Raw genomic sequence first — 26,149 nt, 5'->3', positions numbered from 1 at the left:
GTAGTTTTTGGCTGTTAAAAACGAATGTTGACATTAGCGCCCCAGCTTCTTCTGCCCGGGAGAGATCCATATTCAAAACCCTGCCCGTTCCCGTTGTTGTAATTGGAATCGGGGTCAACATTAGGAACGCTTTTATAAATGATGAAAGGGTTCCGGCTGACGATCGATACACTGATGAACTGCGCTCTTATCCTCCGGGATGCACGTTGCGGTAATGTATAGGTAAGAGAGAGCTCGCGCATTTTTATATAGCTGGCATCGTAAATAAAAGGTACTGCAACACCCCTGTCATCGCCGTAAAACGAGGCGAAATATACATTGGGGTCCATGGGACGGGTGTTTTGTTCATATACTGGTTTACCATCTGCATCAACGCCGTTTTGAAAAACGCCTTTTGGCACATAGCCACGGGTATTCCCGGAGGCAAGCCATTCGGCCGCGGTCATACCGGCAGCCTGGCGTTCTTCTTCTGATGCCACCCATTCCTTACGCCCTTCAAGAGTAGACTTATCCTGCCCGCGGATCACCGCAAAAAGATTGGTCATGCTGAACAGGTCTGCTCCCTGTTTAAAATCAATTACAGCGTTAAGACTTATGCTCCTGTACCGGAATGTATTGATTACCCCTCCTGTCCAGTCCCAGGTACCCTTGCCAAGCACCTTTCGCTCATCGGTAGCCATGGGTGTAAGGTTCTCCTTATTCAATATTTTCTGCCCGTCCGGCGCATATAAATAATCATAGCCGATGATGCTGCCGTAAGGCATGCCCGGCTGTGCAATGACAGATAATCCAAGCCATCTTGCATCTGAAAGTGTGAGATAGGTAACGCCCGGCGCCAGCGACTCCACTACATTCCTGTTATGCGCTCCGTTCAGGATCAGATCCCACGAAAAATTTTTTCCTACAACCGGCTTGGTGCTGAGCATCATTTCAACGCCTTTGTTCGTCAGTGTTCCTGCATTGAGGATCTGGTTAGCGTAGCCTGCCGACATAGGCAGGTCGGTAAAGTTGATCTGGTCGCGGGATCTTTGCGTATAATACGTGAATTCAAATCCTATCCTGTTATTCAGGAAACCTATGTCCAGCCCTGTTTCAAAGCTCCTGGTACGGGTGGGGCGAATAGGATTGGGGAGGGTACGCGAAGCAATGCCCCCGATGGCGCCCCGGGAAGGCTGAAACTGTTCCAGCGCATAGATCAGCTTTAGCTGGTAAGGCTCCGTATCATTACCTACTTCAGCGGCAGATGCACGGATCTTGGCATAATTAAGCACCTTGCCTTTAATATTAAATGCATCTGAAAGCACCATGCTCATACCCAGCGAGGGATACCAGTAAGTATTGTTCTCCACAGGCAATGTGGAGCTGGCGTCGCGCCGGAGCGTGGCGTCCAGGAACAGGTAATTGTTCCAGGAAGCTCCCACCGAGCCATAAAATGAATTGATCTGCTTTTTATATGCGGAAGCCTGTACGGTTTGCTTTTTAAAGCTGTTAAAAGAGCGTGAATCTTCCAGCAGCATATCCTCACCGCGCATATAGGTGCTGGGGTTGCTGATATACAAAATGCTTCCTCCCACGCTTCCGTTCAGGTAGAAGTGCTTGTTAAACTGTTTGCGCGCAGTTACCAGGAAATCGCCGCTGTTGGTGCTGTACCTGGCTGTCCGCCCTTCCAATACGCCGGCTTCAGCGCCGGGCGTGGTGCGGGGGCTGAACTTCTGGTATTCCAGGTAGGTAACATCTGTATTTACGCGCCCCATAATATTTAACCAGGAGAGCGGATTGTAGTTAATCTGTAATGCCCCCATGAGGCGGTCTTTGGATGTCGTGTTTTTCATACGGTTAATGACCCAATAAGGGTTCAGCCGGTACTGACCGCCACCCCACTCAATATATCTTCCAAACTCATCCTGGTAATGTGTTTCAAAGGTCTTCTGATCCATATTGTTCGCCAATCCTACAAAGTTAAATCCAATGTTAGCAGCGTCATCCGCCAAAGCCGGCCGGTTGTTCACATCTTCCGTCATATAGTTGGCTCTGACATCAATGCTTAATGTAGAAGTGATCTCGGAGGAACCTCTGAGCATGAAATTTTGCCTGTTGAGGTATGTGCCGGGAACAATGTCGTTATAGCGGAGATTATTATAGGAAAAGCGGAAATTACTTTTTTCAGTACCGCCTGTTACAGCGATATTATTGTTGAAAGAAGACCCTGTACGAAAAAAATGCTCAATGTTATTTTTCACCAGGCCATAACTTGTTTGCCCGCCGTAAAAGGCCGGGATCATAAGACCCGGATCGAGCCTGGCGCCGAAGTTGTTGAAGAGTGTATTGCGTGCCATCGTCAAATCCCGGGGAATAGTTCCGCCTGTGCCCTGCCCGTATTCATACTGGAAACCGTCATAACGGGTAAGCAGTGTTTCGATGGTAGAAGTGCTGTTGATCTCCACTCCCAATGCTTTTTTATTTGCGCCTTTTTTGGTCGTGATCAGTATCACCCCGTGTCCCGCCCTGCTGCCATACAATGCTGAAGCGGCAGGCCCTTTCAAAACAGAAATTGTTTCAATATCATCAGGATTGATACCCGAAATAGCATCTCCCAGGTCCTGTCCGCTCGCATATTTGTCATTACCCGTCATGCCATAGTTGGAATTATCTATAGGCACGCCATCCACAACGTACAGGGGTTGGTTATTTCCGGTAATATCGGTACTGCCGCGTATTACCACCTTGGAAGACCCCATAGGACCACCGGCGGTATTGCTGACAATTAAGCCGGCAACACGCCCGGCAAGGCTGTTTACAACATTCACTTCCTTGGCCTTATTGATCTCGTTGCCTTTTACTTCTCCTATCGCGTAGCTCAAAGCTTTCTTTTCACGCTTTACTCCTAGCGATGTTACTACTACTTCACTAAGCGTTTGTGTATTATCTCCCAGCGTAACGGTCATCTGTTCGGTCAGGGAGTTCACAAAAAAAGTTTTTGATTCAAAACTTACGTGCGAAAAAACAAGCTCATCTTTGAGATTAGCCTGTATTGAAAAAATACCGTTGCCATCAGATGTGGTTGTTACGTGTAAATTCCTGTTCTCTATGGAAACATCAGGTATAGCATTCCCTTTGCTGTCTGTTATCTTACCCGTTACTGACGCGTACATTGCAGCATTGGGCTTCGCCCTCACTATGATCATGTTGTTCACGATCCTGTAATCGAGAGCAGCCTGGTCGCAAACTTTGTCAACCAGTTCCTTCACTTTGTATTCCTTTTGAGGCAGGGAGATAAGATAATTCAGGTTGATCTTTGATTCGTCGTACGAGAACTCCATGCCAGCTATACGGGAAATACTTTTGAAAACCTGGGCTAACGGTGTACGTGAGAACCCTATCCGTATAGGGGTATCCTGGGCCCGTACGTTTGCCAGCAATGTCAGCATAGAAAACATGATGATCATTGTGAAAAAGATACGCGCAAACACTTTTGTGAAAAGACATTTAAGCGCCATAAGCGATGTAGTTTTAGTGGTTCTGGTATACCTATTTGGTTTGTATAATGAGCTGGTCTTTGCGGCGGTCGTACTTTAATCCGTAGGTAAATGCCAAAGATTCCAGCAATTCTTCAGGGTGGTTCACATCAAATGAACCGGTGAATTTCATTTTGCCCGGGTAGCTGGTTGTTTCTACATTGAGGTTATAGTACATCCGCAATACACCGATGATCTCCGCAAAGTCTGCCTGTTTTAAAACGATCTTCCCCGCAGTCCACTGCTGCAACTGCTCCTGCAGGAATTCTGCTTTTTGTATGGGGGATGTGTTACTGCATATTGCTTTTTGCCCTGGTATCAGTTGAGCGGTATTCCGGCTGTTGGCTACCGCTACGCTTCCTTCGAGAAGAGAGATGGTCACAGCCCGGGTCTGCAGGTCTTCATGCACATAGAAAGCGGTTCCCAATGCTGTGGTAGTCACCTGCTGCACGGCTACGGTAAATGGTCTTGCAGGATCTTTCGCTACTTTAAAAAATGCGGAACCTTTAAGAAGGATCCGCCGGTTATCCATATTATACTTTTCATCTATTGCAACAGATGCGTTCCTGTTCAGCAATACTGTTGTTCCGTCAGGAAGATCAATACTGGTTATTACACTGTCGGCTTTTGCATACCATTCATACTGAATCGCTCCGTATTCATTTTTATTAAACCACCAGACACTTACCATAACCAGGAGAACGGACGCCGCAACAGAACAGGCTATAATCATTCTGCGCAGGGAACCAACCTTAGCCCCGGGTTCTTCTTTCATTAGTTTCTTAAGCCGGTTCAGGTCTTCCAATGCCATTGCGATGGTATTTTCTCCGGGAACACGATATATCTCAGCCAGCGCAAAATGCGTATTCCTGGCTTCATCCACCACGTGCATATACCGGGGGTTGTTTTCTATCCACTCTTTCCAATAGTGCATATCCCGGGTATTTGCCGCGTTGAGATAGTTAACAAAAGTACTGTCAGCAAGCAGGGAACTCACACTGATGTCGTCGTTGGGATTCATACTATATAGATTACCCCGATCCGGGTTTTTTTACCGTGATTTTTTCAAAAAATTAAATGGAATTTTTGCCGGTGTTTTTGTTGTCCTTCGCATCGCCGCGCAGTTGCTTCAGACTTTCATGTATACTGTTATATATGGTGCGCACTGATACATCCAGTTTTTTTGCAATGGTCTCAAATGCCATTTCATCAAAATACCGCATTTTGAGAATTGTCCGCTGCCGTTCGGTCAGGAAATTCAGCGCCTGCTGCAAACGGGATTTGAGTTGCTCAAATTCCTGCAGCTCTATAATTACTTCTTCATACGATTGCTCTGAAATGTGACCGGAAATATGCTCCGGGTCCACATACACGAGGTTCAATGCTCCCTTCCTTTTTTTACGGTAAAAAAGCTTGTTCTTATAACAGGCAATAATGTATGCTTTGGGATAATCCACATCAGGGAGCACCATTCTCTTGTTCCACAAATCAAGAAAGACCCTGTTGATATACTCTCTTGCGATTTCCGGGTCAGGTGTAAATCCCAAGCCGTACCGCAGCAGATCGCCATAATATTTTTCATAAAGAGAGAACAGGCTTTTCTCTTTACCTTTTCTGAACTCCTGCCAACATTGTATATCGTCAGAACAACGCATGTAGCTTACACTATTAAAAATTATTACTTCCTGATCAGGGATATACCGTTTTGTGAATAACAGATAACAGGGAATAAGCGTCCTTATGATCCTGAAATACCTGCCAAAACATAACACCTGAACAATCTTTCAATGAAAGTTCGGTTTTTTTACGAATGGTTTTAATACCGTTATAATAAATGGTGTTCCCGTTTTCCAGCTTCCATTCATCTGCCTGTTCCGCACCGGCTCCCAACGTAGCGATGGTTGAAAAAGGCATGGAACCCGCTCCTGCCGGCCCAAAACTATAGCCATAAAAAGGCATACCCAGTACCAGGCGGTCTTTTTTTATTTTCCGGATACTATGCCAGTAATACAGGTCATCGATTGCCATAGCGTACGGCGCATGCGGACCTGAACGCCCAGGGCTCCATGGCCCTGTTTTGTCGTAAGACATAATATTGATATAATCAAACGTCGAGAGTGCCTTATCGGTCACGGCATCTCCCGCATAAGTTGCCAACGCTGCAGTAAAGTTCCTCTTTCCTTCCGGCAGTGCCGATCTCAGCTCCTTTACAAAATCTTCATAGTGTTCCGTAATAAAGCTTCCTTCAAGATCCATATCAATACCATCAGCGCCGGTTTGCTCCAGCAACTGAACAAGCGAGCTGATCAATAACGGCCTTCCCTGCGGTACAAGCAAGGCAGTAAAATAAGGTGGTGGATTTCCTCCGCCCACCGATAGCAATACTTTTACCTGGTGTTGATGCGCTCTTGCTACCAGGCTGTCCAGAAAAAGAGTGGTACGGAATATTCCATCGGTACCCGGATTAACAAAAGCATAATTGATATGGGTAATAAGATGATAAGGGATACTATCCAGTTGCTCCATCCCGGCCTCCGGCACATAAGCTATAATACGAAAAGATGAGGGCAGCTTTTGCTGGGACTTAAGACACCCGCCTGTCAGTAACAGTAAGCTGATAAACAGAATCTTTTTTAGAGTCATATGTATGGATGCATTTGATGCCCTTTACCGGCGCCACATTTATTAAGATGCCCCTGTTCACCCGGTTTTTACTGCCTTCTGATGAAATATTTTCTGGAAAGGAGACCTGATTATTTTAAAAGAGCTTGTTTTATAAAAATTTCCGGTCGCACAGATTAAAGGGCTTTACAGCCTGACCTTATATGATAGGGTTGGTTACCAGCTTTCGCTCTCTATCAATCGCCTGTTGTGGCGCAATCCGTTCATCGTTCATACTACTATTTGAGCATTTATCTTTTGATTTTACGGGCAGGCACAGTTCTTCATATGGACGATTCGTAAAGTATGGATAATCAATTTTATAATAGAAAATTAGTAAGTATACATTAAATGAAGATTTTGTTTATTCAGGGATCGTGTGGACTTAATTTCAAGTAAAGAACTGAATTCCTGAAAAATTCCGGATATAGTAAAAATTATTTCCGGAACACGTAAGCTTAAACAGACTTTGTAAAATATCATTGCACCCATTTTAATTTTTTACATGGTCAAACAATTACGCACTTTAGTAATTTTATCTTGTTTTTTTATTCCGTTAACTCCATTTGCACAATCAGCTAATATCAAAGGCACTATTTCTACTTCAGATGGTTCCCCTGTTGCCAATGTTTCTGTTGGTATTGATGGCACATCGCACGGTGCTATAAGTAAAGCTGATGGCAGCTATATTATTAATAATATTAAGCCGGGCACCTGGGTGCTGCAGGTATCTTCGGATGGAATTATCACGCAAAAAAAGGAAATCACTGTTGGTTCAGGAGAAACGTTAACTATAGACTTCAGCATTTCTGAAACAGCTAAAGAGTTACAGGAAATATTGATCAGTTCGCGCAAAAATACAGAACATGCATCGGTTAGCTTACGCTTAAAAACACCTCTGCTTGAAACGCCTCAAAACATACAGGTTGTAGATGACAAGGATTTGAAAGCGCAACAGGTGATCAGTATGAGTGATGGTTTAATAAGGAACGTAAGCGGCGCCGCCCGCCTTGAGCATTGGGGCGATCTGTATACCAATATTGTGGCCAGGGGATCGCAAATACAGGCTTTCCGCAATGGATTTAACGTAGTAGCTTCTTACTGGGGGCCTTTAACAGAGGATATGAGTTTTGTAGACAGGATTGAATTTGTAAAAGGACCTGCAGGATTTATGCTGTCTAACGGCGATCCAAGCGGGTTATATAATGTGGTTACTAAAAAGCCCACGGGTGTTACAAAAGGGGAAGTGAATTTTACACTCGGAAGTTTTGACCTCTACAGGGCGAGCATGGATCTGGATGGTGCATTAAGTAAAGACAAAAAGTTGTTATATCGTTTAAATGTAGCTGTGCAGGCAAAAGGTTCGCACCGCGACTATGAATATAATAACCGCTATGTTATAGCGCCTGTAGTTTCTTATCGTCTTGATGATAAAACAAAGATCACACTGGAATACAATGGTCAGTTTGCCAATATGACTGAAGTAGGTTCATATTATGTGTTTTCCAAAGATGGATATGGCACTTACGACAGGAACCTGACGTTCACAAATCCTGGCTTGCCGCCCACTAAAATAAATGATCACAGTGGGTATGTAGTATTTGAACATGCTTTTGATAAAGACTGGAAACTTACCGCACAGGGTGCATTTTTTAATTACAAACAAACAGGCATGAGCTCATGGCCTTCCTATATGGATTCTGTAACAGGCCAGGTAATGAGGAATGTGGGCGTGTGGGATGCCAAAAGCACTATGGAGCTTGCTCAGGCATTTTTAAACGGAGAATTTTATACCGGTAAACTACGCCACAGGTTGCTTGCCGGTGTTGATGCCGCTAATAAAACCTATTATGCTGATTGGGGTCAATCACATGATCTTGATACACCAGATGCCTTGTTTGATCAGAATAATCCAACCTATGGTGTACCTGCAAACGGATACCCTGTATTTGACCGCAGTACTCCTATTGAAGAGCGGGCTGCTTTAGGCTGGGGCGTTATTAAACAAAGATATTCCAGCTTATATGTTCAGGACGAAATAGCATTTCTTGATGATAAATTACGGTTGACATTGGCAGGCAGGTATACCGATGTAAAGCAGGTATATGGTGTTGATGTTCCGTATGATGCAGCCAAACATATTACTCCACGGGTTGGGCTGAGTTTTTCTATTGATAAAAATACCTCATTGTACGGATTGTACGACCAGGCTTTTATCCCGCAATCAGGAGTATTAACGGGCGGCGGAAAAGTACAACCTGTTACCGGCAGCAATATGGAGTTAGGTATCAAGAAAAACTGGTTCAACAGTAAATGGTATACCACATTGTCTGTATACCGGATATTAAAACAAAATGAACTTACGGCAGATCCTGCATCCAATCCCAATGCTCCAACCAGCATTGTACTGGGCGAAAAAGTAGCTAAAGGAATTGAATTGGATGTAAGAGGTACAGTATTGCCTGGTTTAACAGTTATTGCCAATTATGCGCTAACCGATGCACGGGTAACAAAAGTAGCTAAAGATGTAACTGCTTATAAAGTAGATGATATTATTCCCGGCTATGCAAAGCATACTGCTAACGCCTGGGTATCTTATGAATTACAGCATACAGTGCTGAAAGGACTGGGTATTTCCGGTGGCTTTACCATGCTTAACGGCAGGTATACTGCCTGGAGCCTTGAAGGAAAAATGTTGCCCGACTATTTCAAATTGGATGGGGGCATATTTTACGCGAAAGACAAATACCGCATCACACTAAATGTATTTAATATCCTGGATGAATACCTCTACAGCGGCTCTTACTATGCTTTACCATCTGTAGCAAACGATTGGAATTCTGTAAAACCTGCTTATTACTACCAAACTGAGCCTCCGCGTAATGTGAGGTTAAGCATCAGCTATCGTTTCTGATAATTATTATTAAAATTTATATGTAATGCAGGATACATGATGTATGCTGCATTTTTTGTTTTCAGAATGTAAATTGAAGTTCTCAGCGGAGATTTTAATGAGTCCAGCAAGAATGGTCATTTTATGTTAATATCTTTTTTGCGGATTTTTGCGGTTTTTTGCAGGAATTGTACTAATTTTCTATCCGCAACCAACTAACGACATGCTTAAATCTGAAAGGCAGGCTTATATCCTCCATCAATTAAATATCCATAACCGGGTTTCTTCTTCCTGGCTTAGCGAAACTATCAAAGTTTCAGAAGATACCATCCGCAGGGATTTGCAGGAACTTGCAGAAACCGGCAAAGCCATTAAAGTACATGGTGGTGCGCTATCATTGTCTTTTTCTGAGTTTAACCTTAGCAGCAATCATGTGTATGGAAAAAACGAAAAGCAGCTTATCGCCCGTAAAGCCATCAGCCTTATTAAGAATAATATGGTGGTGCTTACCAGTGGCGGTACTACCATTATAGAGCTTGCAAGAAGTTTACCTCATACTTTAAAGGCAACATTTATTTCCGGCAGCATACCTGCTGTACTGGAATATAGTAACCATCCGAATATAGATGTAATAGCTATTGGCGATAAGGTTTCCAAAAATTCTAAAATTACCATCGGCGCAGACGCTATTGCAAAAATTAAATCACTCAAGGTTGATATCTGTTTTCTCGGTATTAATGCAATTGATGTTAAACACGGGATTAGCGACGATGACTGGGATGTGGCACAATTGAAAAAAGTAATGACAGAATCTTCGCAAAAAGTTGTTGCACTCGCCATATCAGAAAAAATTGACACGTTTCAACCTATAAGCATCTGCCCTTTAAAAAGTATTGATTATCTCATTACGGAATTAGATCCGGGAAACCCACGCTTTGATCCGTACAAAAAAAATGGCATTACATTAATTTAATCAATAACAAAAACAAACGCTATGAGAAGATTTCTGCGATCTGGCTTCATATTATTATTGTTGGCTTCGCTGCCGGCAGTAATGTATGCACAGGCTAAAACCATTACCGGCACGGTGTATGGTGATGACAATACTCCTCTTGCAGGAGTAACAGTAAGTATTAAAGGTACTACACGCAGTACGCTTACAAACACAGAAGGTGTGTTCAGTATTGCTGCATCTGCCGGAGAAACGCTCGAAGTTTCTTATGTAGGCTACCAAACCTCCACTTTTAAGATCGGGAGAGATGATGTAGGCGCTATCATACTGCAAAAAGGAGAAGGTGCATTAAGAGAGGTTGTGGTTGTAGGATATGGTACTCAGAAAAGAGGGAATCTTACAGGCGCTGTAACAACCATTGATGTTCAGAAATCTGTGCAGAACAGGCCAATAGCAGATGTAGGCCGGGCTATGCAGGGCGGGGCGGCAGGGTTAAGTATTACTGTGCCCAGCGGTGAGGTTGGTTCTGATCCTATTATTAAAATCCGTGGGCAACTGGGATCATTCCAGGGCGGCGCTTCTCCGCTTATACTGCTCGATAATGTGGAAATACCCAGCATACAACTGGTAAATCCAAATGATATAGCAAGTATAACCATTCTGAAAGATGCGGCTGCAGCTTCAATCTATGGTTCAAAAGCATCTTTTGGTGTAATATTAATTACAACAAAAAAAGGCGCTTCAGGCGATAAGCCTCAAATAAACTATACCAATAATTTCTCCTGGCAAAATGTGTGGAAAGACCTGGCAATGGCGCGTGTGAACGGGCTGAAATATACAGTTGACGCCGCGGAGCGTGTGGGCACTTTTACACCTACAGGCGCTTTTTATTATGTAGACAGGGCAAGCTATGAAAAGGCTGTAGCCTGGGATGAAAAATACGGCAGCACCATTGGAAAAAATGACCCCACCGTTTTTGGCAGAGACTGGTTTGTGCAGGGCTCCAACCAGAAAATGGGTGTAAGAACTTACGATCCTTATGATTATATGATCAATGAATGGGCGCCTACCCAGCAGCATAGTCTTTCAGTGGGTTTAACCACCGGAAAAACTTCTTATAATCTTGGGCTGGGATTGCTGGATCAGAGTGGTATGACAAAGCCTGCTAAGAAAGACGAGTTTTCCAGGTATAATGCTTCATTAAAGATATCAAGCGATATCAATAAATACCTTACCATCCGTGGTGGCGCATTATACTCAAGAAGAAATAAAGAATATCCCTATGTTACGAATTCAACTACCGCAGATCCCTGGTTATATCTTTACCGCTGGGGACCTTTATACCCGTTTGGCAATGATGAAAACGGCGATCCCATCCGCAGCCCGGTAAGTGAAATGGCTGCCGCCAATACTGCCAACATCTTACAGAATTATGCAAATATCAGTTTAGGGGCTACTGTAAACATACAAAGCAACTGGAAGGTTGATTTTGATTATACCTATACCAACCAGGAAGAAATGTGGAAACGGCCAGGTACAAGGTATACCGCAAGAAACTCATGGGTAGCACCAAAGTTAAGAAGTGATGCCGATGGTAACCAGGTATACGTAAATGATGCCGGGCAGGTAGTATCGTCAACAGATCCTGGTGCGATACCGGCTTACGACCTGTCTTATGATATGTATACTTCGTATGGCGCGAACCCTGACCACTTCGCCAGAACCGCTACCAATTTTTTCAGTAATACCATCAATGCATATACTACCTATAACCTTGATTTAGGCAGCGATCATAAGTTTAAATTTATTGCAGGTATAAACCGTGTTACTGCTACTACAGAATGGCAGTCATCGCAGATCACGAATCTTTCTGATATAACCAATCCACAATTTAATTTCGGAACAGGAACGCAAACTGTTGCAGGTGATAAATTCTGGGAATCTCAGTTAGGTTATTTTGGACGCATAAACTATGCATACAAAGAAAGATATTTGCTTGAAGGTAACCTGCGTTATGATGGTTCTTCAAAATTTCCAACAGCTTTAAAATGGCGTTGGTTCCCTTCTTTTTCTGCAGGTTGGATAGCCAGCGAAGAGGCATTTATGCAATGGAGCAAGCCTGTATTAAACTTTCTTAAATTCAGGGGCTCATGGGGTTCTATTGGCGACCAGAGCGTGCCCAATAATCTTTATATAGAGATTATGCCCAGCGGATTATCTACCTGGATAGGTGGAAACGGGGCAAGAGTGAATTATGTGGGTTCTCCGGCGGCAGTTGCAGCAAGCATCAAATGGCAGGATATAGTAACTACCAATTTTGGTGTGGATGCCGGGTTTCTTAACGGCAGGCTGAATGTGAACTTTGACATCTTCCAGAGAAATACCAATAATATGATCGTACCGGCAGAAGGTATTCCCTTAACCTTTGGCGCCGGCGCTCCACAGAGCAACTACGGATCTTTAAAAACCAAAGGATGGGATCTTGCTTTGTCTTTTAATCACAGGTTTGAAAATGGTATTGGTATAAATATCAGTGGTAATCTTTCTGATTCAAAAACAATTCTAACTGCATACGGCTCAGGAACCCAGGTTACCGGTAACTACAATGGTAAGGTGATTGGTGAAATTTGGGGATATCGTACAGACAGGTTATACCAGGCTGATGATTTTGTGATGGGAACAGATGGTAAACCTGTTTTAATTACATTAACCAATGCAGAAACGAGCTTATATGCAGGTAAGCAGGTGTACCAGTTGAATGCTGGCGCAGATGGAAAGAAACCGGTTTACCAGGCATTTTTACAAAACTCTGCCAACTTCAGGTTTGGCCCCGGCGATGTGAAGTTTAAAGATATAAATGGAGATGGAGAACTGAACAATGGTAAAGGCACGCTTGAAGATCATGGCGATCTTGAAGTAATAGGTAACTCCAACCCGAGATATGAATATGGGTTCAGGTTAGGTGCCGATTACAAAGGTTTTGATATCAGTGTATTCTTCCAGGGTGTTGCCAGCCGCAAAATCTGGGGACAGGGCTTTTTAAGTATCCCAGGTTTTAATTCCGCTGATGGTGCTATGCCGGAAGCTATTGCAGGCAATTACTGGACAACGGAAACCCCCAATGCTTTTTATCCCGCAGCATATAACAATGCAGGAAGCAACAGTGCCAATAATATGCAGGTGCAGGACAGGTACCTGTTGAATATGGCTTATATGCGTTTGAAAAACTTAACAGTTGGTTATTCTCTGCCACAGCCATTGCTCAACAAAGTGCATGTAACAACTTTAAGAGTGTATGTGGCACTGGAGAATTTCATTACCTGGGATAAATTAAATGGCCTGCCTATTGATCCGGAAAATATAAGTGGTTATTCTATGTGGAATACATCCAATTATAATTCAGGTCGTACAGGTACAGGCGTGCCGGCTTTCAAAAGCTTTTCTGCAGGCCTTCAATTGAACTTTTAAACTTGAGCATGATGAAGAACGTAAAATTAATATATAGTCTGACGGCAGTTATTTTATTAGCAAGCTGCAATAAAAATGTACTCGACCGTCCTCCTTTAACAAGCTATGTTGACGGGCAATACTGGCGGAATGAAGATGATATCCGCATGTATGCCAACAGCTATTATCCTTATTATTTCAGTGGGTATAATACTTCTTTCACTACAGATTATACTCCTGTAAGAGGCTACACATTTTCAGATGACCTCACAGGAAAAAACGTACAGGCAAATTTTGAAAGCAATATACCTACGTCAAGGGGCTCTGTATCTGAGTCTGCAGAATGGCTGCAAACATATGCCGGTCCTACATGGGATTTTGCGTGGGTAAGAAAATCGAATATTTTATTAGATCGCCTGGATAATGTGGCTAAGTCAAATATTACTGAAGATGCCTATAAGCACTGGACAGGTGTTGCACGCTTTTTCCGTGGGTTTGAATACAGCCGCCTGGTTAGCGTTTTCGGTAATGTGCCTTATTTTGATAAAGTGGTAACAGATGATGATCTGCCAACATTATACAAAGACAGGGATGACAGGGGCGTGGTAATGGATAAGGTATACGATGATTTTAAATATGCTTTGCAAAACATACGGGAAAATGACGGAACACTCACGCTGAATAAATTCATAGCAGCAGCTTTTGTATCAAGGTTCATGTTGTTTGAAGGTACTTACCAACACTACCACAGCTTAGATGCTGCAAGAGCAAAAAAATACCTGGAGTTTGCGGTAGAAGCAGCGGAAATTGTAATGAGCAGCAACAAGTATAATTTCAGTAAAGATTTCAAGTCTTTATTTTCTTCAGAAAGTCTTGCAGGGCATCCTGAAGTATTGCTGTACAGGGTGTATGATGCGGCATTGACCGTAACACATTGTATCGGCTCTTATCAAAACGGTACAGAAGTAGTTGGGGTAGATGCCAACCTTGTGCTGATCAAATCATTTCTTGCAAATGATGGAAAAGTATGGCAAAATTCAGGTGTGGCCGATGCGGAAAGTTTTAAAATAGCAGATCTGGTAAAAACAAGAGATCCGCGTTTTGAAGCTTCGTTTGTTGATAAAGCGCTTACATCATCAGCAACACTTTTGTATGGTTATAAGTTCGCGTCAAGAGATGCGATAACTTATATAGGCAAAACATATCCTGCGGCATGGGGCAGCAATACCAACACAAGTGATGCGCCGGTAATGCGTCTTGCAGAAGTGGTATTAAACTGGATAGAAGCAAAAGCGGTATTGGCAGAATACCTGGGCGGCAGCCCTGTTACACAGGATGATATTGATAAATCTATTAACGCTATCCGTCTTCGCCCGCTTGACGCAGCCGCTATCGCCAAGGGCGTGCAGCAAACCGCGCCTTTAGTGCTGGGTGCATTGCCTGATGATCCTGACAGGGATACGGATATTCCATCTTTAATATGGGAAATACGCAGGGAAAGAAGAATGGAATTTGTATTTGAGCATACCCGGCTTTTGGATTTGAAGAGATGGAAGAAACTGAATTATATGGATTTCAGCAGCAATCCTGATTACTTTCTCGGTCCTTGGGTAAATGTGCAGGCAGAAGCCCCTGCTTACCTTACAAGCACTTACCAGGGCAGAACAAAAGTTAAGCTTGAAGACGGAACCATTATTACCTATGATGGAACTAACGCTGCTTCACTGGTTGGTTTCTGGATGGTTGATAATGCGCAAAACAGGAATGCATTTACAGATAATGTTTACCTGGCACCTGTGGGTCAGTCCCAGATCATTCAGTATGAAGAAAAGGGATATACACTTACGCAAACCCAGGGTTGGTAAACTCATTTCTTACTCTCTGCAACTATCATTTAAAAAAGTACGGACTGAAAAATGTCCGTGCTTTTTTTATGCATTTAATTGTAATGATCAGCAGCTACGAGCGGTATGTTTTCCTGCCTGAAATAATATTGTACCGCTTCCTGCACTGCCTGCAGCGAGCTGTAAAGGGGTGCATAATGCAACAGGCGTTTTGCTTTTTCTATACTTCCAACAGGGCTGTGTGCAATATGATCCCACGTTAGTTCAGCATCTTTGCCGGCAACTGTTTTTTTCCATTCTTCCCAGGGCAAAAAGCCCAGGTTTGCATTTTTCCCAAACCATTCGGCCATTGCTGTAGCATATCCTCTCAAAGTAATGGCTTGTTCCGATACAACGTGAAAACTTTCTCCAATAGCGGACTGGCGATATGTAATCGCTTTTTCAAAAGCCTGTGCCACATCATCCGCATGCACGTGATGGAGCGTTTCCATCCCTATATCAGGTAAGATAACTCCTTCGCCCTTCGCAAGTTTAATAAACACATCAGGGTCAAGATGACCGGCAGGATTTATAGGAAGCCAGCCGGGCCCGGTAATATGCCCGGGATGCAATATGGTAACCGGGAACCTGTTTTTTGCATAAAGCGACAGCAGGTATGCTTCAATTTTTGCTTTATTAATGCCGTATTCTCCAAATGGCTTTCTTTTTTGTGTTTCAACGGTTGGCACCTGTTCGCTGTAACCGTGCACCCACATTGTGCCGCAATGTATAAAATGCTGCACGCAACCTGTTAAAGCTTCTGCAAGCCCGGCAGCACTTTCAGGAGTAAAACAAATCAGATCTATTACCGCTTCCGCTTCCAGCATCCTGATTTCAGTACCGAAAGTTCCTTTTGCTTCAGCCGCTGCCCGGTCAATAGTAACCTGCTGAACAGCTTTCCATTCGGGTTGGGTATGATAAGGGTTACGTTGCCGGCGGCTTACACATATTATTTCATGCCCGGCTTTTACCAAACGTGGAATAAGGTATGTGCCTATATGCCCCGTTCCCCCAATAACAACTATTTTCATGATTAAATTTTCTGCTATTCGTTATTGAATTTACCTTAACAGTTTTCTTAGTCCCTGTAATTCAATGCAGGACTTCTGTCACCCAACAACGCTTCGTATTTATAATCGCCTTTGGCAGATTTAAATTCTTCAGTGGCTTTTGTGATGATGGCGGAATTGGTATATAAATCAATTGCCGTCATTGCTATTGTTTTTGCAGCCACTATCATTCCTTTAGCACCAATATCAGTACCGCCGGCGGCAACTGCCTGCCAGCTGTGTGCGGGTGTGCCGGGCACCCAGGTAGCGGCACTCATCCCCACAGTTGGTACAGCATAGCTTACATCTCCCACATCTGTGGAGCCGCCGCCGGCATCCGGCACTGATTTAAATGGCTTTACCTTAGCCGCATTTTCAATTGCCGGCGCTTTAAATGTAAAAGTGGATTGTATTTTTTTAGCGAATTCAATTTCTTCAGAAGTATAGTCAACGCCGCCTGCCTTATCAAGATTTTTCTGCATCACTTCGCCTAAAGTTTTGTTCAGCAGCATATCATGTGTGCCGCCGATAATTTCATATTCCATCGTTGTTTCGGTACCAAGTGCAGCGCCCTGCGCAGCTTTTACCACTCTTTCAAAAATGGCTTTTACTTCTTCTTTTTTGGGATGACGAACATAGTAATACACTTCAGCAAAATCCGGAACAATATTAGGGGCCTTCCCACCATTTGTAATCACATAATGCAGTCTCGCTTCCTGCGGCATGTGCTCACGCATCATATTTGCCATCATATCCATCGCTTCTACAGCATCTAATGATGAGCGCCCTTTTTCCGGCGCCCCTGACGCATGCGCTGCTATACCTTTAAAACGAAACTTGGCAGATTTGTTTGCCAGGGCGCTCGTCATGGTCACTTCATTGTCATCGCCGGGGTGCCAGTGAATAATGGCGTCTGCATCATTAAACAATCCTGCGCGTACCATATATACTTTGCCGCTTCCTCCTTCTTCAGCCGGGCAGCCAAATACTTTAACCGTACCTGTTATCTTTTTTTCAGCTATTAATTTTTTAATAGCAATGCCTGCTGCTACAGCGGCGGTGCCGAATAAATGATGCCCGCATGCATGTCCGGCGTTTTTACCATCAACAGCTTTTTTTTCAGGAACAGCTTCCTGCGACATACCGGGTAAAGCATCAAATTCCGCAAGGATACCAATAACCGGTTTGCCGCTGCCATAAGTTGCTACGAATGCTGTTGGTATACCTGCTACCCCTGCTTCAACCGTAAATCCATTATCTTTTAATGTTTGCTGATGCAGCGCCGAACTTTTCACTTCTTTATACCCCACTTCAGCAAAGCCCCATATCTCCATAGCGTTTTTCTTATATTCAGCGGCTTTGCTTTGTATGTCCTGTACCGCTTCGTCTTTTAGTTTAGCTGCAGGATCAGTTGGCTTCTTCTTTTGTGCAGATACTGTAAAAGCTATAAACAGTATACATAAAACTGAAATGGATCTGTGTATTGCGCTCATGTATTGTATTTATGATTACCCAATATACGGGATAAATATATGTTACTCTTTTTTGTTAAAGCGGAATATTAAAATGACTTGTATTTTTGATGATAAAGACAAAGCTTTCAAAATGAATAATATATTGTCACCCGGAATTATAGCATCTGCAAAAACGCTTTGGGATTATCACCACATGAACCACGAACTGAAAAAATCAGATTGCATACTTGCATTGGGTAGCCATGATATAAGAGTGGCTGACAGGGCTGCGGAATTATACCTGCAGGGGTTTGCACCACGGATTGTTTTTTCAGGAGGACTTGGAAATCTTACCAGCGATATATGGACGGTACCCGAGGCAGACCAGTTTGCTGCGATAGCTGTACAAAAAGGCGTTCCTGCAAAAGATATTCTTATTGAAAACAAATCAACCAATACAGGCGAGAATATCATCTTTTCACAAAAAATTTTAAAAGAAAACGGGCTGGACCCCCAGACTTTTATAGTAGTGCAAAAACCCTACATGGAAAGACGAAGCTATGCTACCTTCAAGCGGCATTGGCCTGATAAAGATTTACTGGTTACTTCTCCTCAATACTCTTTTGAAGCCTACCCAACAGAAGATATACCGGTAGAAAAAGTAATAAATATTATGGTAGGCGATTTGCAGCGTATTAAAATTTATCCGGCAAAAGGCTTTCAGATACCGATGGATATACCCGATGATGTATGGCAGGCTTATGAAAAACTGATTGCAGCAGGGTTTGATAAACATCTGGCGCGTTAAAGTACAAGACAGGGATGTGCAAAGTGTGATTTTTTATATGAAAAAAATAATGACAGAGTTATACTTTATCGTTGTGTTCAACCTGCTATTTCTAATTGGGGCAGTGGGACAGGTTAAAGATTCTATTTCATTATCTCAAAACATCCCTATTAAATCTGGCTTTATTATTGTGCCTTCGCCCTTGCAACATTATTACTCTGAAAGTAATGGATTATATATATACAACCACCTAGAAAGTGATTCAGTCTTTTCGATTATTGCCGGCACTGTAATTAATGTTTTAAAATTTGATGAAGATATTTTTTGTCTTGTACGTTCTGGCAGAAGAATCATTTCTTATGGCTCATTTAAGTTTTGCCCTCTTATAATCGGAAATCATGTTAAGAGAGGGGATTATATTGGTGCAATGAATGATGATGATTACGAAGATGGCAAATATTATCTTTTAATATTAATGAAGAAAGGAAAGAAGTATGTTTCTTTTAAAAAATATGTTTCATGGATAAATAAGCAATGATTAACGTATAATCAGGTGCTTTACTTTTAGAAAAATCTGAAGCAATTTCCATTTCCGAAGTTGTATGAGATTGTTCTCCGGCATGTACGGGCTCGCAGTGAGGCTAAGAGTATCGTCATATCGATCCCGCCTGTATGTTGTATTGAGCTACGACATCTTTTGGCGGGAGAGATATCCGCCTCGCTTTGGTACTATCGCAACTTTTGCGCTACTGCCCAACGGATTTACCTTCGGTGAGGAAAGTTCTCTCCCGCCGTGAAATACTTTTAATTTAATCTCCATGAAGGCGGTAGAAACGACGCAAGCTCGTTTGTATTTGCTGTTAGCACTGAATCAAAGTGTATTATTATTCAACCTCCTTTTCGTATTTCGAACCCGTACATGCAGGAAAAGCGATCTCAATACCGGGGAAGCTGTATCAGATCGCTTACCGTATAATCAATGCTCCATCCTCTCCTGTAATGGAAAGGAGTAAACCAGGAGATATCGTAATCGTTCTGTTCCCTGTTTCTCTTGTTAAACTAAAAACGATTTTATTCAGCCGGTGAGTTGGCTTTTCCTCCAATTGAATATCTATTTCAATATCTTTTTTAAAATGCCGGTTGCCCGTTTCCGTATAGCCCATTGCCAGTAAGGCAATTTTATGCCTGCGGTATTCATGAGGTGTGAGGGTGATAAATACTTTTTCAACTTTTTTAAAAAGTATTGGCTTCCTATCATTAGCATGTGACCGTTGATTGATCAGCTTTTGATCAATCCCAGCCTGTATATTTTCTTCCGTAAATTTCATTTTTCTTAAAATACCCGGATGATAGTATAAAGTAAAAAAGCTTGATGGTCCGCCGGTCAGCATTGAGTCCCTGTAATTCATTGTTTCAACCATAATCGTGTCCTTGCCTGCATTGCTGGTAAATGCATCGGACTGTATACTGTCACTGCTTAAATTTTGCCATTGCTGTTGAAATATTTTTGCTTCATAAGGCTGATGTAGCATAAATCCCAGTCCAATATCACCCACAGACATTTTTGATACCGCATCCGGTTGAAAAACCTCCCAGTAATCTGCTTCTCCTTCAAAATACTGCCCGTCCCAACTTCCCTGGTCGGTGTTTACTGCTCCTTTTGAATAATAGAATAATGTATCTGTACAAAACTTGTTTTGAGATAAGGCATTATAAGTTGCACTGTCAATTACAAAATATATATGACTGAAAGAAGTAGCAGGGATATTTGTTTGTTGCGCCTGTAAAATATTCCAGGTAAAACAAGCAAACATTAAAACAAGTTTTTTGAAATATAGCATACCTGAATTTTTTATAAAAATACTATAAGCGCATTTAAAATTGTCGCACCGATTTCCCTCGCTGCTGCGCGGATAGGGAATAAAAAGACTGCCGGCAGGCAGGGGTAAGGCAACTAAATAAAATATGCAGCGATAATTTTAAATACACCCAAATACTATTGTGAATGTTTATATGCAATAGTACCTTTATATGCCTGATGAATATCATCCGTGCAGATGATATTATTATGCCGGTGCTACCACAAACATCTTTAGCTTGCAATCTTTAAAATAATTGTTATGAAAGATATAAAAAACAAAACCGCATTGGTTACAGGCGCAGGTTCAGGTATTGGAAAAGCTGTTGCTGAACTATATGCCGAACTTGGTGCAAAAGTAGTAGTGAGTGATGTGAACGAAGCGCATGGGCAGGAAGTAGTTTCGCAAATTAAATCTGCCGGGGGCGAAGCTGTATTTATTAAAGCTGATGTAAGCGATGCTGCTGCCTGTGAAGCTCTGATAGCAGGCACGGTAAAGCAATACGGTAGCCTGGATATTGCATGTAACAATGCCGGCATTGGCGGTGAAGCAAACTTTATTGCAGATATGAGTATTGAAGGATGGAACAAGGTTATTGCTGTTAATCTCAACAGTGTATTTTATTGTATGAAATATGAGTTGCAGCAAATGCTGAAACAAGGAAAAGGAGCAATAGTGAATATGGCTTCTATTTTAGGCCAGGTTGGTTTTGCTACTGCGTCAGGCTATGTTGCTGCAAAGCATGGCGTAGTAGGTTTAACGCAAAATGCGGCAATAGAATACGCGGCAAAGGGAATACGTACCAATGCTGTTGGACCCGCATTTATTAATACGCCATTACTGGATAATATGGATGCGGCTGCAAAGCAAATGCTTGTTTCTTTACATCCCATCGGTCGTTTAGGAGAAGCAAACGAAGTTGCTGAACTGGTAGCATGGCTGAGCTCTGATAAAGCATCCTTTGTTAATGGAAGCTATTATGCTGTTGATGGCGGATATCTTTCTAAGTAAATTATAGAAAATACAGAGCATGAATTATAGTTATGTAAGCGCGGAAGATGCAGTAAAAATTATAAAATCGGGAGACCGCGTTTTTATACATGGTAGTGCCGCAACGCCGGTGCCATTGGTGCAGGCTATGCAAAAAAGGCATTCGGAATTAAGGGAAGTAGAGCTGGTAAGCATTACCAATATCGGCCCGCTCGATTTTAACCATCCTGATTACAGGAAAAGCTTTTTCTTTAATTCCTTATTTGTTTCAGCCAATACCCGCGCTGTTGCCAACAGCGAAGCCGGTGATTATGTACCTATTTTTCTAAGCCAGATACCACAGTTGTTCAGGAAAAATATATTGCCTGTTGATGTAGCGCTCATACAGGTTTCTCCTCCTGATAAACATGGGTATTGTTCGCTCGGAACCTCAGTGGATATTGCAGCAGCGGCAGTTGAAACAGCCAAGCATGTAATAGCACAGGTTAATCCGAATATGCCGCGTACTTTGGGAGATGGCATTGTACATGTAAATGAAATTGACACACTGGTATTTTGTGATACACTGTTGCCGGAGGTTAATTATGCTTCCGGGTCCTCGCCCATAAGTGAGCAGATTGGCCGTAATGTTGCCTCGCTTATTGAAGACGGCGCCACCCTGCAAATGGGTATCGGCACTATTCCCGACCAGGTATTGAAAAACCTGCATGGACATAAAAATCTGGGGCTCCATACCGAAATGTTTTCAGATGGCGTTATGCCGCTGCTGGAGAAAGGTATTATTAATAACAGTAAAAAGAAAATCAATACCGGGCTATCCGTTACCAGTTTTTTGCTCGGTACAAAAAAGCTGTACAATTTTGCAGATAATAACCCATCATTACTGGTGTTGGATATCGGCTATGTAAATGACACCCGCAGTATCAGGCAAAACCCTAAAGCCACAGCTATAAACAGCGCGATAGAAATTGATCTGACCGGGCAGGTTTGTGCTGATTCAATCGGGACCTATCAATACTCCGGTATTGGCGGACAAATGGATTTTATGCATGGCGCCTCATTATCTGATGAAGGGAAACCTATTATCGCAATGCCATCTGTTACTTCAAAAGGCATATCGCGTATTGTTCCTTTTTTAAAAGAAGGCGCCGGTGTGGTTACCACCCGTGGGCATATACACTGGGTAGTTACGGAATATGGTATTGTAAATCTATTTGGGAAAAATCTGCGGCAAAGGGCTAAAGCGCTTATCAGCATTGCGCATCCTGAACATCGTGAATCACTGGAAAAAGCAATGCATGCAAGATTCCATACTTCAGGCTGATAATATTCATAATTTGTATTGATGCAGATCATTTATACTCATGGTAACAGCGAATAATTTTGTGTATTATGGTAGGTAAGTTAACAGAAATACAGATTGACGAATTGCTGGAAAGGCAAATAGTCGGTCGGATCGGTTGCTCCATCAACAACAAAATATATGTTGTGCCGATCAGTTATGCGTATGAAGGCAACAGTATATACGCACATACATACGAAGGAATGAAAATTGATGCTATGCGTGCAAATCCCGAAGTTTGTTTTGAGGTAGACGATTATGGGGATATGGCAAACTGGCAAAGTGTGATTGCCTGGGGCAGGTATGAGGAAATTACTGATCCTGCAGACCGCGTTGCTGCCATACAAATCTTATTGCACCGGAATTTGCCAATGAGATCGAGTGAAACCACTCATATTGGTAAACATTGGCCTTTTTATGCTGATAACGAAACTATAGATGGGATAGTTTTTCGTATTGTGATTACAGAAAAAAATGGCAGGTACGAAAGCTATAGCAATTCAGCTAAGATAAGCGGTTAAGTAATTTTGTTTCCTGCTGTATTACAATAACTATTATCCGGGAACACTATTAGTTTTTATAATTAACCATTAAGACATTAAGAAAATTAAGTAAAAAGTCTTAATGACCCTTAACTTCTTAATGGTTTTCAAAATATATATTGTTTTTACGAACTAAATATGGTTTCTGTTAACATGTATCTCTGGCTTTTAACCTGCCTGACTCAGGAAACAGATGAGAGAAAAAATATTAATATGCTACTACAGCATACATCTTTCCTCCAAACGCGGAATTAAATTGGCCTAATTTCTCTACTTTTCTGTAACCTGTTTCCATTAATAAGGTTTTAAGGCTGCTGAAATTTATGGGAAAAGGAACCCATTGATTGGAAGCGTTGGTATCGTATTCCACAATCAACAGTTTTTTATTACCTGAAAAATACTGTGCTGCTTTTTCCAGGAAAATATTTTGCTCTTTTACATAATGTAGCGCGTTCGCCATTAATATGCCATCCAGTAAGGGTAGTTGCAGCACATCCTTCTCAAAATTTGCTTTTTCAAAATTGATTTTAATATTGTTCCGGTATACTGCTAAATTTTGCTGAACAGCATCTATGGCATAAATAATACTACCGGCTGGCAGGCATCCTGCCAGCGCATAGGTAAATGTTCCTGCTCCGCAGCCAAAATCGGCCCAGGTTTGAGCAATGGTTGAATCTATCCCATTCTTTATAAGTGCTATAGCTTGAGCAATTTCCATCAGGCAATATAGGTGAATAGCTGGTGCTGGCGCAAAATAAGTGATGAAATATAAATAAGCCAAAGCTGCCGGATGATTTGTATTACAGTTGATTTTTCCCGTATGTATTTATAATTGGTATATTCCTTCCTTTTTATGCATCTTATCAGAAAAACTGCCAGGTATGGACTGAAAATTTGCCTTATATTCAGTAAAAATTTTTGAATATGCTTGTCACTTTTTCTGCAAATCTCCGTCGTTTATTCCTGATTTGCTTTTCATTTGTCGCTATTCTTATAGCTGGTGCCCAGCCTGCCGGGCAGCTAATAAAAGTTATTGTAGCCCCGGATCATACTGACTGGGTATATAAACCCGGCGAAAAAGTAAAATTCACCATTACTGTTTTGCAAAATGGTAACATACTAAAAAATGCCATCGTAAAATATGAAGTTGGTCCGGAGAAAATGAACCCGGAAAAAACAGATTCACTTACTGTATCTGCAGGTACACTTACTGTTGATGGAGGAACAATGAAGGTCCCCGGATTTCTGCGCTGTATAGCAACAGTATTTGTGAATGGTAAGTCATATAGGGGCCTGGCAACGGCAGCATTTAATCCTGCACAGATAGCGCCCACCATTGCTAATCCTGCAGATTTCAGCAGTTATTGGGAGCAGGCAAAAGCAGAGCTTGCTAAAATGGCTGTTGACGCAAGAATGACGTTAATGCCTGAACGTTGCACAGAAAACGTAAATGTATATCATGTAAATCTGCAGAATTACCGTGGGGCAAGATTATATGGTATTTTATGTGTACCTAAAAAAGAAGGTAAATATCCCGCAATATTGCAGGTGCCGGGGGCGGGTATACGCCCTTATAATGGTGATATAGCAAATGCCGAAAAAGGGTTTATTACTTTCCAGATCGGCATTCATGGCATACCGGTAAATCTTGACGCATCAGTGTACAATAATCTTGCTGCCGGAGCGCTTGCAGGATACTGGAATATCAATCTTGATGATAAAGACCGCTATTATTACAAAAGGGTATACCTGGGCTGTGTAAGAGCAAACGATTTTCTGGTAAGCCTTCCGCAATATGATGGTGTGAACCTTGCTGTGATGGGAGGAAGCCAGGGAGGTGCTTTGTCAATTATTACAGCGGCGCTTGATGCAAGAGTAAAATGCCTCGCTTCTTATTATCCTGCATTAAGCGATGTTACAGGCTACCTTAAAGGAAGGGCAGGGGGGTGGCCGCATTTATTTGATAAGAATAATCTTGCTTTTAATAATACCAAGGAAAAAATCAATACTGCCTCTTATTATGATGTAGTGAATTTTGCACGCCTGCTGAAAGTACCGGGCATCTATACCCTGGGGTTTAATGATGAAACCTGCCCGCCCACATCCATGTACTCGGCATATAATGTAATTACTGCACCCAAAGAGTTATACGTGGTTCCGGAAACCGGGCACTGGACTTTTCCTGAGCAGGGAGAAAAGCTGACGAACTGGGTGACAGGAAAATTGAAGGGAAGTTTTTAGTTTATGGTTTTTAGTTTATGGTTCCCAACCCGTAACTTGTAACCGGAAGCCGCCATAATTTGTACCTTTTTCAACGCATCCACAGGTCTGGCATTGCCGACAGCATTATGAAAGAAAACTTTAATTGCTTATAAACACTAAAAAAACACAAACATGGGAAAATTTGAAATCACTAAAAGAAGTAATGGGGAATTTCAGTTTAACCTTAAAGCCGGAAACGGGCAGGTTATTTTAACAAGCGAAGGATATACTTCGAAAGCCGGTTGTGAAAACGGTATTGAATCCATTAAAAAAAATGCCCGGGATGACAGTAAGTATGAGTTAAAATCTGCTTCCAACGGGAAATATTTTTTTAATCTTAAAGCTTCTAACGGACAGGTTATCGGCACAAGCCAGATGTACGAGTCAGAAAGCAGCAGGAGTACAGGCATAGCTTCCGTAAAGTCAAATGCTGCTGATGCAACCGTGGATGACCAGGCTGTATAGTTGCATGAATCAATACACAGATTGCAGATAACGCTATAACAAAAAACC

19 protein-coding genes are annotated in these 26,149 nt (G+C 42.3%); 11 read left to right on the top strand and 8 right to left on the bottom strand.

Annotation, left to right across the window (positions count from 1 at the left end):
- Nucleotides 1–14 precede the first annotated feature (14 nt).
- From DC498_RS10360 to DC498_RS10345, 4 genes are read right to left on the bottom strand one after another with little or no spacing between them, the layout of a single operon-like run.
- Nucleotides 15–3,497, bottom strand: coding sequence for a SusC/RagA family TonB-linked outer membrane protein (locus DC498_RS10360; protein WP_116874070.1), 3,483 nt, complete (start codon nt 3,495–3,497; stop codon nt 15–17).
- Nucleotides 3,498–3,528: 31 nt separating this feature from the next.
- Nucleotides 3,529–4,536 carry a FecR family protein gene (locus tag DC498_RS10355; protein ID WP_116874069.1) on the bottom strand — a complete coding sequence of 336 codons (1,008 nt, stop codon included), beginning with the start codon at nt 4,534–4,536 and terminating at the stop codon, nt 3,529–3,531.
- Between the two features lie 52 nt (nt 4,537–4,588).
- Nucleotides 4,589–5,170, bottom strand: coding sequence for an RNA polymerase sigma factor (locus DC498_RS10350; RefSeq protein WP_116874068.1), 582 nt, complete (start codon nt 5,168–5,170; stop codon nt 4,589–4,591).
- A gap of 34 nt (nt 5,171–5,204) precedes the next feature.
- Entirely contained in the window at nt 5,205–6,158 is a 954-nt protein-coding gene (locus tag DC498_RS10345) for a glycosyl hydrolase family 18 protein (protein WP_116874067.1), read from the bottom strand.
- Nucleotides 6,159–6,681: 523 nt separating this feature from the next.
- Here DC498_RS10345 and DC498_RS10340 point away from each other — a divergent pair.
- The 4 genes from DC498_RS10340 (at nt 6,682) to DC498_RS10325 (ending at nt 15,333) form a co-directional block, all read left to right on the top strand.
- Nucleotides 6,682–9,090 carry a TonB-dependent receptor gene (locus DC498_RS10340; RefSeq protein ID WP_116874066.1) on the top strand — a complete coding sequence of 803 codons (2,409 nt, stop codon included), beginning with the start codon at nt 6,682–6,684 and terminating at the stop codon, nt 9,088–9,090.
- 202 nt (nt 9,091–9,292) lie between these two features.
- Nucleotides 9,293–10,042, top strand: coding sequence for a DeoR/GlpR family DNA-binding transcription regulator (locus DC498_RS10335; RefSeq protein WP_116874065.1), 750 nt, complete (start codon nt 9,293–9,295; stop codon nt 10,040–10,042).
- A 21-nt stretch (nt 10,043–10,063) separates the two neighbouring features.
- Complete coding sequence (locus DC498_RS10330) at nt 10,064–13,489, top strand: SusC/RagA family TonB-linked outer membrane protein (RefSeq protein WP_116874064.1); 3,426 nt, start codon at nt 10,064–10,066, stop codon at nt 13,487–13,489.
- Between the two features lie 8 nt (nt 13,490–13,497).
- Nucleotides 13,498–15,333 carry a RagB/SusD family nutrient uptake outer membrane protein gene (locus DC498_RS10325; protein WP_116874063.1) on the top strand — a complete coding sequence of 612 codons (1,836 nt, stop codon included), beginning with the start codon at nt 13,498–13,500 and terminating at the stop codon, nt 15,331–15,333.
- A 74-nt stretch (nt 15,334–15,407) separates the two neighbouring features.
- Here DC498_RS10325 and DC498_RS10320 read toward each other — a convergent pair whose 3' ends face one another.
- Both DC498_RS10320 and DC498_RS10315 read right to left on the bottom strand, forming a co-directional pair.
- Complete coding sequence (locus DC498_RS10320; protein WP_116874062.1) at nt 15,408–16,382, bottom strand: NAD-dependent epimerase/dehydratase family protein; 975 nt, start codon at nt 16,380–16,382, stop codon at nt 15,408–15,410.
- Between the two features lie 47 nt (nt 16,383–16,429).
- Nucleotides 16,430–17,893: an amidohydrolase gene (locus tag DC498_RS10315; protein ID WP_116874061.1), complete on the bottom strand. Its 1,464-nt coding sequence runs from the start codon at nt 17,891–17,893 to the stop codon at nt 16,430–16,432.
- Between the two features lie 112 nt (nt 17,894–18,005).
- On the opposite strand from DC498_RS10315, the gene DC498_RS10310 reads away from it, so the two are divergent.
- The gene (locus DC498_RS10310; RefSeq protein WP_116874100.1) at nt 18,006–18,662 is read left to right on the top strand and encodes a YdcF family protein; all 657 of its coding nucleotides are present in this window, start codon (nt 18,006–18,008) and stop codon (nt 18,660–18,662) included.
- Nucleotides 18,663–18,699: 37 nt separating this feature from the next.
- A complete protein-coding gene (locus DC498_RS10305; protein WP_133176822.1) occupies nt 18,700–19,179 on the top strand; it encodes a hypothetical protein in 480 nt (159 codons plus the stop codon).
- 427 nt (nt 19,180–19,606) lie between these two features.
- Here the strand turns inward: DC498_RS10305 and DC498_RS10300 are convergent, their stop codons facing one another.
- Nucleotides 19,607–20,455, bottom strand: coding sequence for a DUF5829 family protein (locus tag DC498_RS10300; protein ID WP_133176821.1), 849 nt, complete (start codon nt 20,453–20,455; stop codon nt 19,607–19,609).
- Nucleotides 20,456–20,761: 306 nt separating this feature from the next.
- Here DC498_RS10300 and DC498_RS10295 point away from each other — a divergent pair, with 306 nt between their 5' ends.
- The 3 genes from DC498_RS10295 (at nt 20,762) to DC498_RS10285 (ending at nt 23,353) form a co-directional block, all read left to right on the top strand.
- Nucleotides 20,762–21,511, top strand: coding sequence for an SDR family NAD(P)-dependent oxidoreductase (locus DC498_RS10295; protein WP_116874058.1), 750 nt, complete (start codon nt 20,762–20,764; stop codon nt 21,509–21,511).
- Nucleotides 21,512–21,530: 19 nt separating this feature from the next.
- Nucleotides 21,531–22,814 (top strand): acetyl-CoA hydrolase/transferase family protein, encoded by a 1,284-nt coding sequence (locus DC498_RS10290; RefSeq protein WP_116874057.1) that lies wholly within the window; start codon nt 21,531–21,533, stop codon nt 22,812–22,814.
- Between the two features lie 68 nt (nt 22,815–22,882).
- Nucleotides 22,883–23,353 carry a pyridoxamine 5'-phosphate oxidase family protein gene (locus tag DC498_RS10285; protein WP_116874056.1) on the top strand — a complete coding sequence of 157 codons (471 nt, stop codon included), beginning with the start codon at nt 22,883–22,885 and terminating at the stop codon, nt 23,351–23,353.
- Nucleotides 23,354–23,582: 229 nt separating this feature from the next.
- On the opposite strand, the gene DC498_RS10280 is transcribed toward DC498_RS10285, so the two are convergent.
- Nucleotides 23,583–24,092, bottom strand: a complete 510-nt coding sequence (locus tag DC498_RS10280; protein ID WP_116874055.1) for a class I SAM-dependent methyltransferase — start codon at nt 24,090–24,092, stop codon at nt 23,583–23,585.
- Nucleotides 24,093–24,298: 206 nt separating this feature from the next.
- Here DC498_RS10280 and DC498_RS10275 point away from each other — a divergent pair, with 206 nt between their 5' ends.
- Together DC498_RS10275 and DC498_RS10270 are read left to right on the top strand one after the other, a co-directional pair.
- A complete protein-coding gene (locus DC498_RS10275) occupies nt 24,299–25,615 on the top strand; it encodes an acetylxylan esterase (protein WP_116874054.1) in 1,317 nt (438 codons plus the stop codon).
- A 153-nt stretch (nt 25,616–25,768) separates the two neighbouring features.
- Nucleotides 25,769–26,101, top strand: a complete 333-nt coding sequence (locus tag DC498_RS10270; protein ID WP_116874053.1) for a YegP family protein — start codon at nt 25,769–25,771, stop codon at nt 26,099–26,101.
- The last annotated feature ends 48 nt before the right edge of the window (nt 26,102–26,149 follow it).

Origin of the sequence: Terrimonas sp. (assembly GCF_003075435.1) — a bacterium.
GTDB lineage: Bacteria > Bacteroidota > Bacteroidia > Chitinophagales > Chitinophagaceae > Agriterribacter.
This window is presented reverse-complemented; position numbering and strand designations above follow the sequence as displayed.

Bases quoted from the DNA above. Each gene is read 5' to 3' on its own strand.
- DC498_RS10275 (WP_116874054.1), top strand. From the start codon at position 24,299: ATGCTTGTCACTTTTTCTGCAAATCTCCGTCGTTTATTCCTGATTTGC.
- DC498_RS10355 (WP_116874069.1), bottom strand. From the start codon at position 4,536: ATGAATCCCAACGACGACATCAGTGTGAGTTCCCTGCTTGCTGACAGT.
- DC498_RS10360 (WP_116874070.1), bottom strand. From the start codon at position 3,497: ATGGCGCTTAAATGTCTTTTCACAAAAGTGTTTGCGCGTATCTTTTTC.
- DC498_RS10305 (WP_133176822.1), top strand. From the start codon at position 18,700: ATGAAAAAAATAATGACAGAGTTATACTTTATCGTTGTGTTCAACCTG.
- DC498_RS10340 (WP_116874066.1), top strand. From the start codon at position 6,682: ATGGTCAAACAATTACGCACTTTAGTAATTTTATCTTGTTTTTTTATT.
- DC498_RS10300 (WP_133176821.1), bottom strand. From the start codon at position 20,455: ATGTTTGCTTGTTTTACCTGGAATATTTTACAGGCGCAACAAACAAAT.
- DC498_RS10295 (WP_116874058.1), top strand. From the start codon at position 20,762: ATGAAAGATATAAAAAACAAAACCGCATTGGTTACAGGCGCAGGTTCA.
- DC498_RS10335 (WP_116874065.1), top strand. From the start codon at position 9,293: ATGCTTAAATCTGAAAGGCAGGCTTATATCCTCCATCAATTAAATATC.
- DC498_RS10330 (WP_116874064.1), top strand. From the start codon at position 10,064: ATGAGAAGATTTCTGCGATCTGGCTTCATATTATTATTGTTGGCTTCG.
- DC498_RS10280 (WP_116874055.1), bottom strand. From the start codon at position 24,092: ATGGAAATTGCTCAAGCTATAGCACTTATAAAGAATGGGATAGATTCA.
- DC498_RS10285 (WP_116874056.1), top strand. From the start codon at position 22,883: ATGGTAGGTAAGTTAACAGAAATACAGATTGACGAATTGCTGGAAAGG.
- DC498_RS10290 (WP_116874057.1), top strand. From the start codon at position 21,531: ATGAATTATAGTTATGTAAGCGCGGAAGATGCAGTAAAAATTATAAAA.
- DC498_RS10325 (WP_116874063.1), top strand. From the start codon at position 13,498: ATGATGAAGAACGTAAAATTAATATATAGTCTGACGGCAGTTATTTTA.
- DC498_RS10310 (WP_116874100.1), top strand. From the start codon at position 18,006: ATGAATAATATATTGTCACCCGGAATTATAGCATCTGCAAAAACGCTT.
- DC498_RS10320 (WP_116874062.1), bottom strand. From the start codon at position 16,382: ATGAAAATAGTTGTTATTGGGGGAACGGGGCATATAGGCACATACCTT.
- DC498_RS10345 (WP_116874067.1), bottom strand. From the start codon at position 6,158: ATGACTCTAAAAAAGATTCTGTTTATCAGCTTACTGTTACTGACAGGC.
- DC498_RS10315 (WP_116874061.1), bottom strand. From the start codon at position 17,893: ATGAGCGCAATACACAGATCCATTTCAGTTTTATGTATACTGTTTATA.
- DC498_RS10350 (WP_116874068.1), bottom strand. From the start codon at position 5,170: ATGCGTTGTTCTGACGATATACAATGTTGGCAGGAGTTCAGAAAAGGT.
- DC498_RS10270 (WP_116874053.1), top strand. From the start codon at position 25,769: ATGGGAAAATTTGAAATCACTAAAAGAAGTAATGGGGAATTTCAGTTT.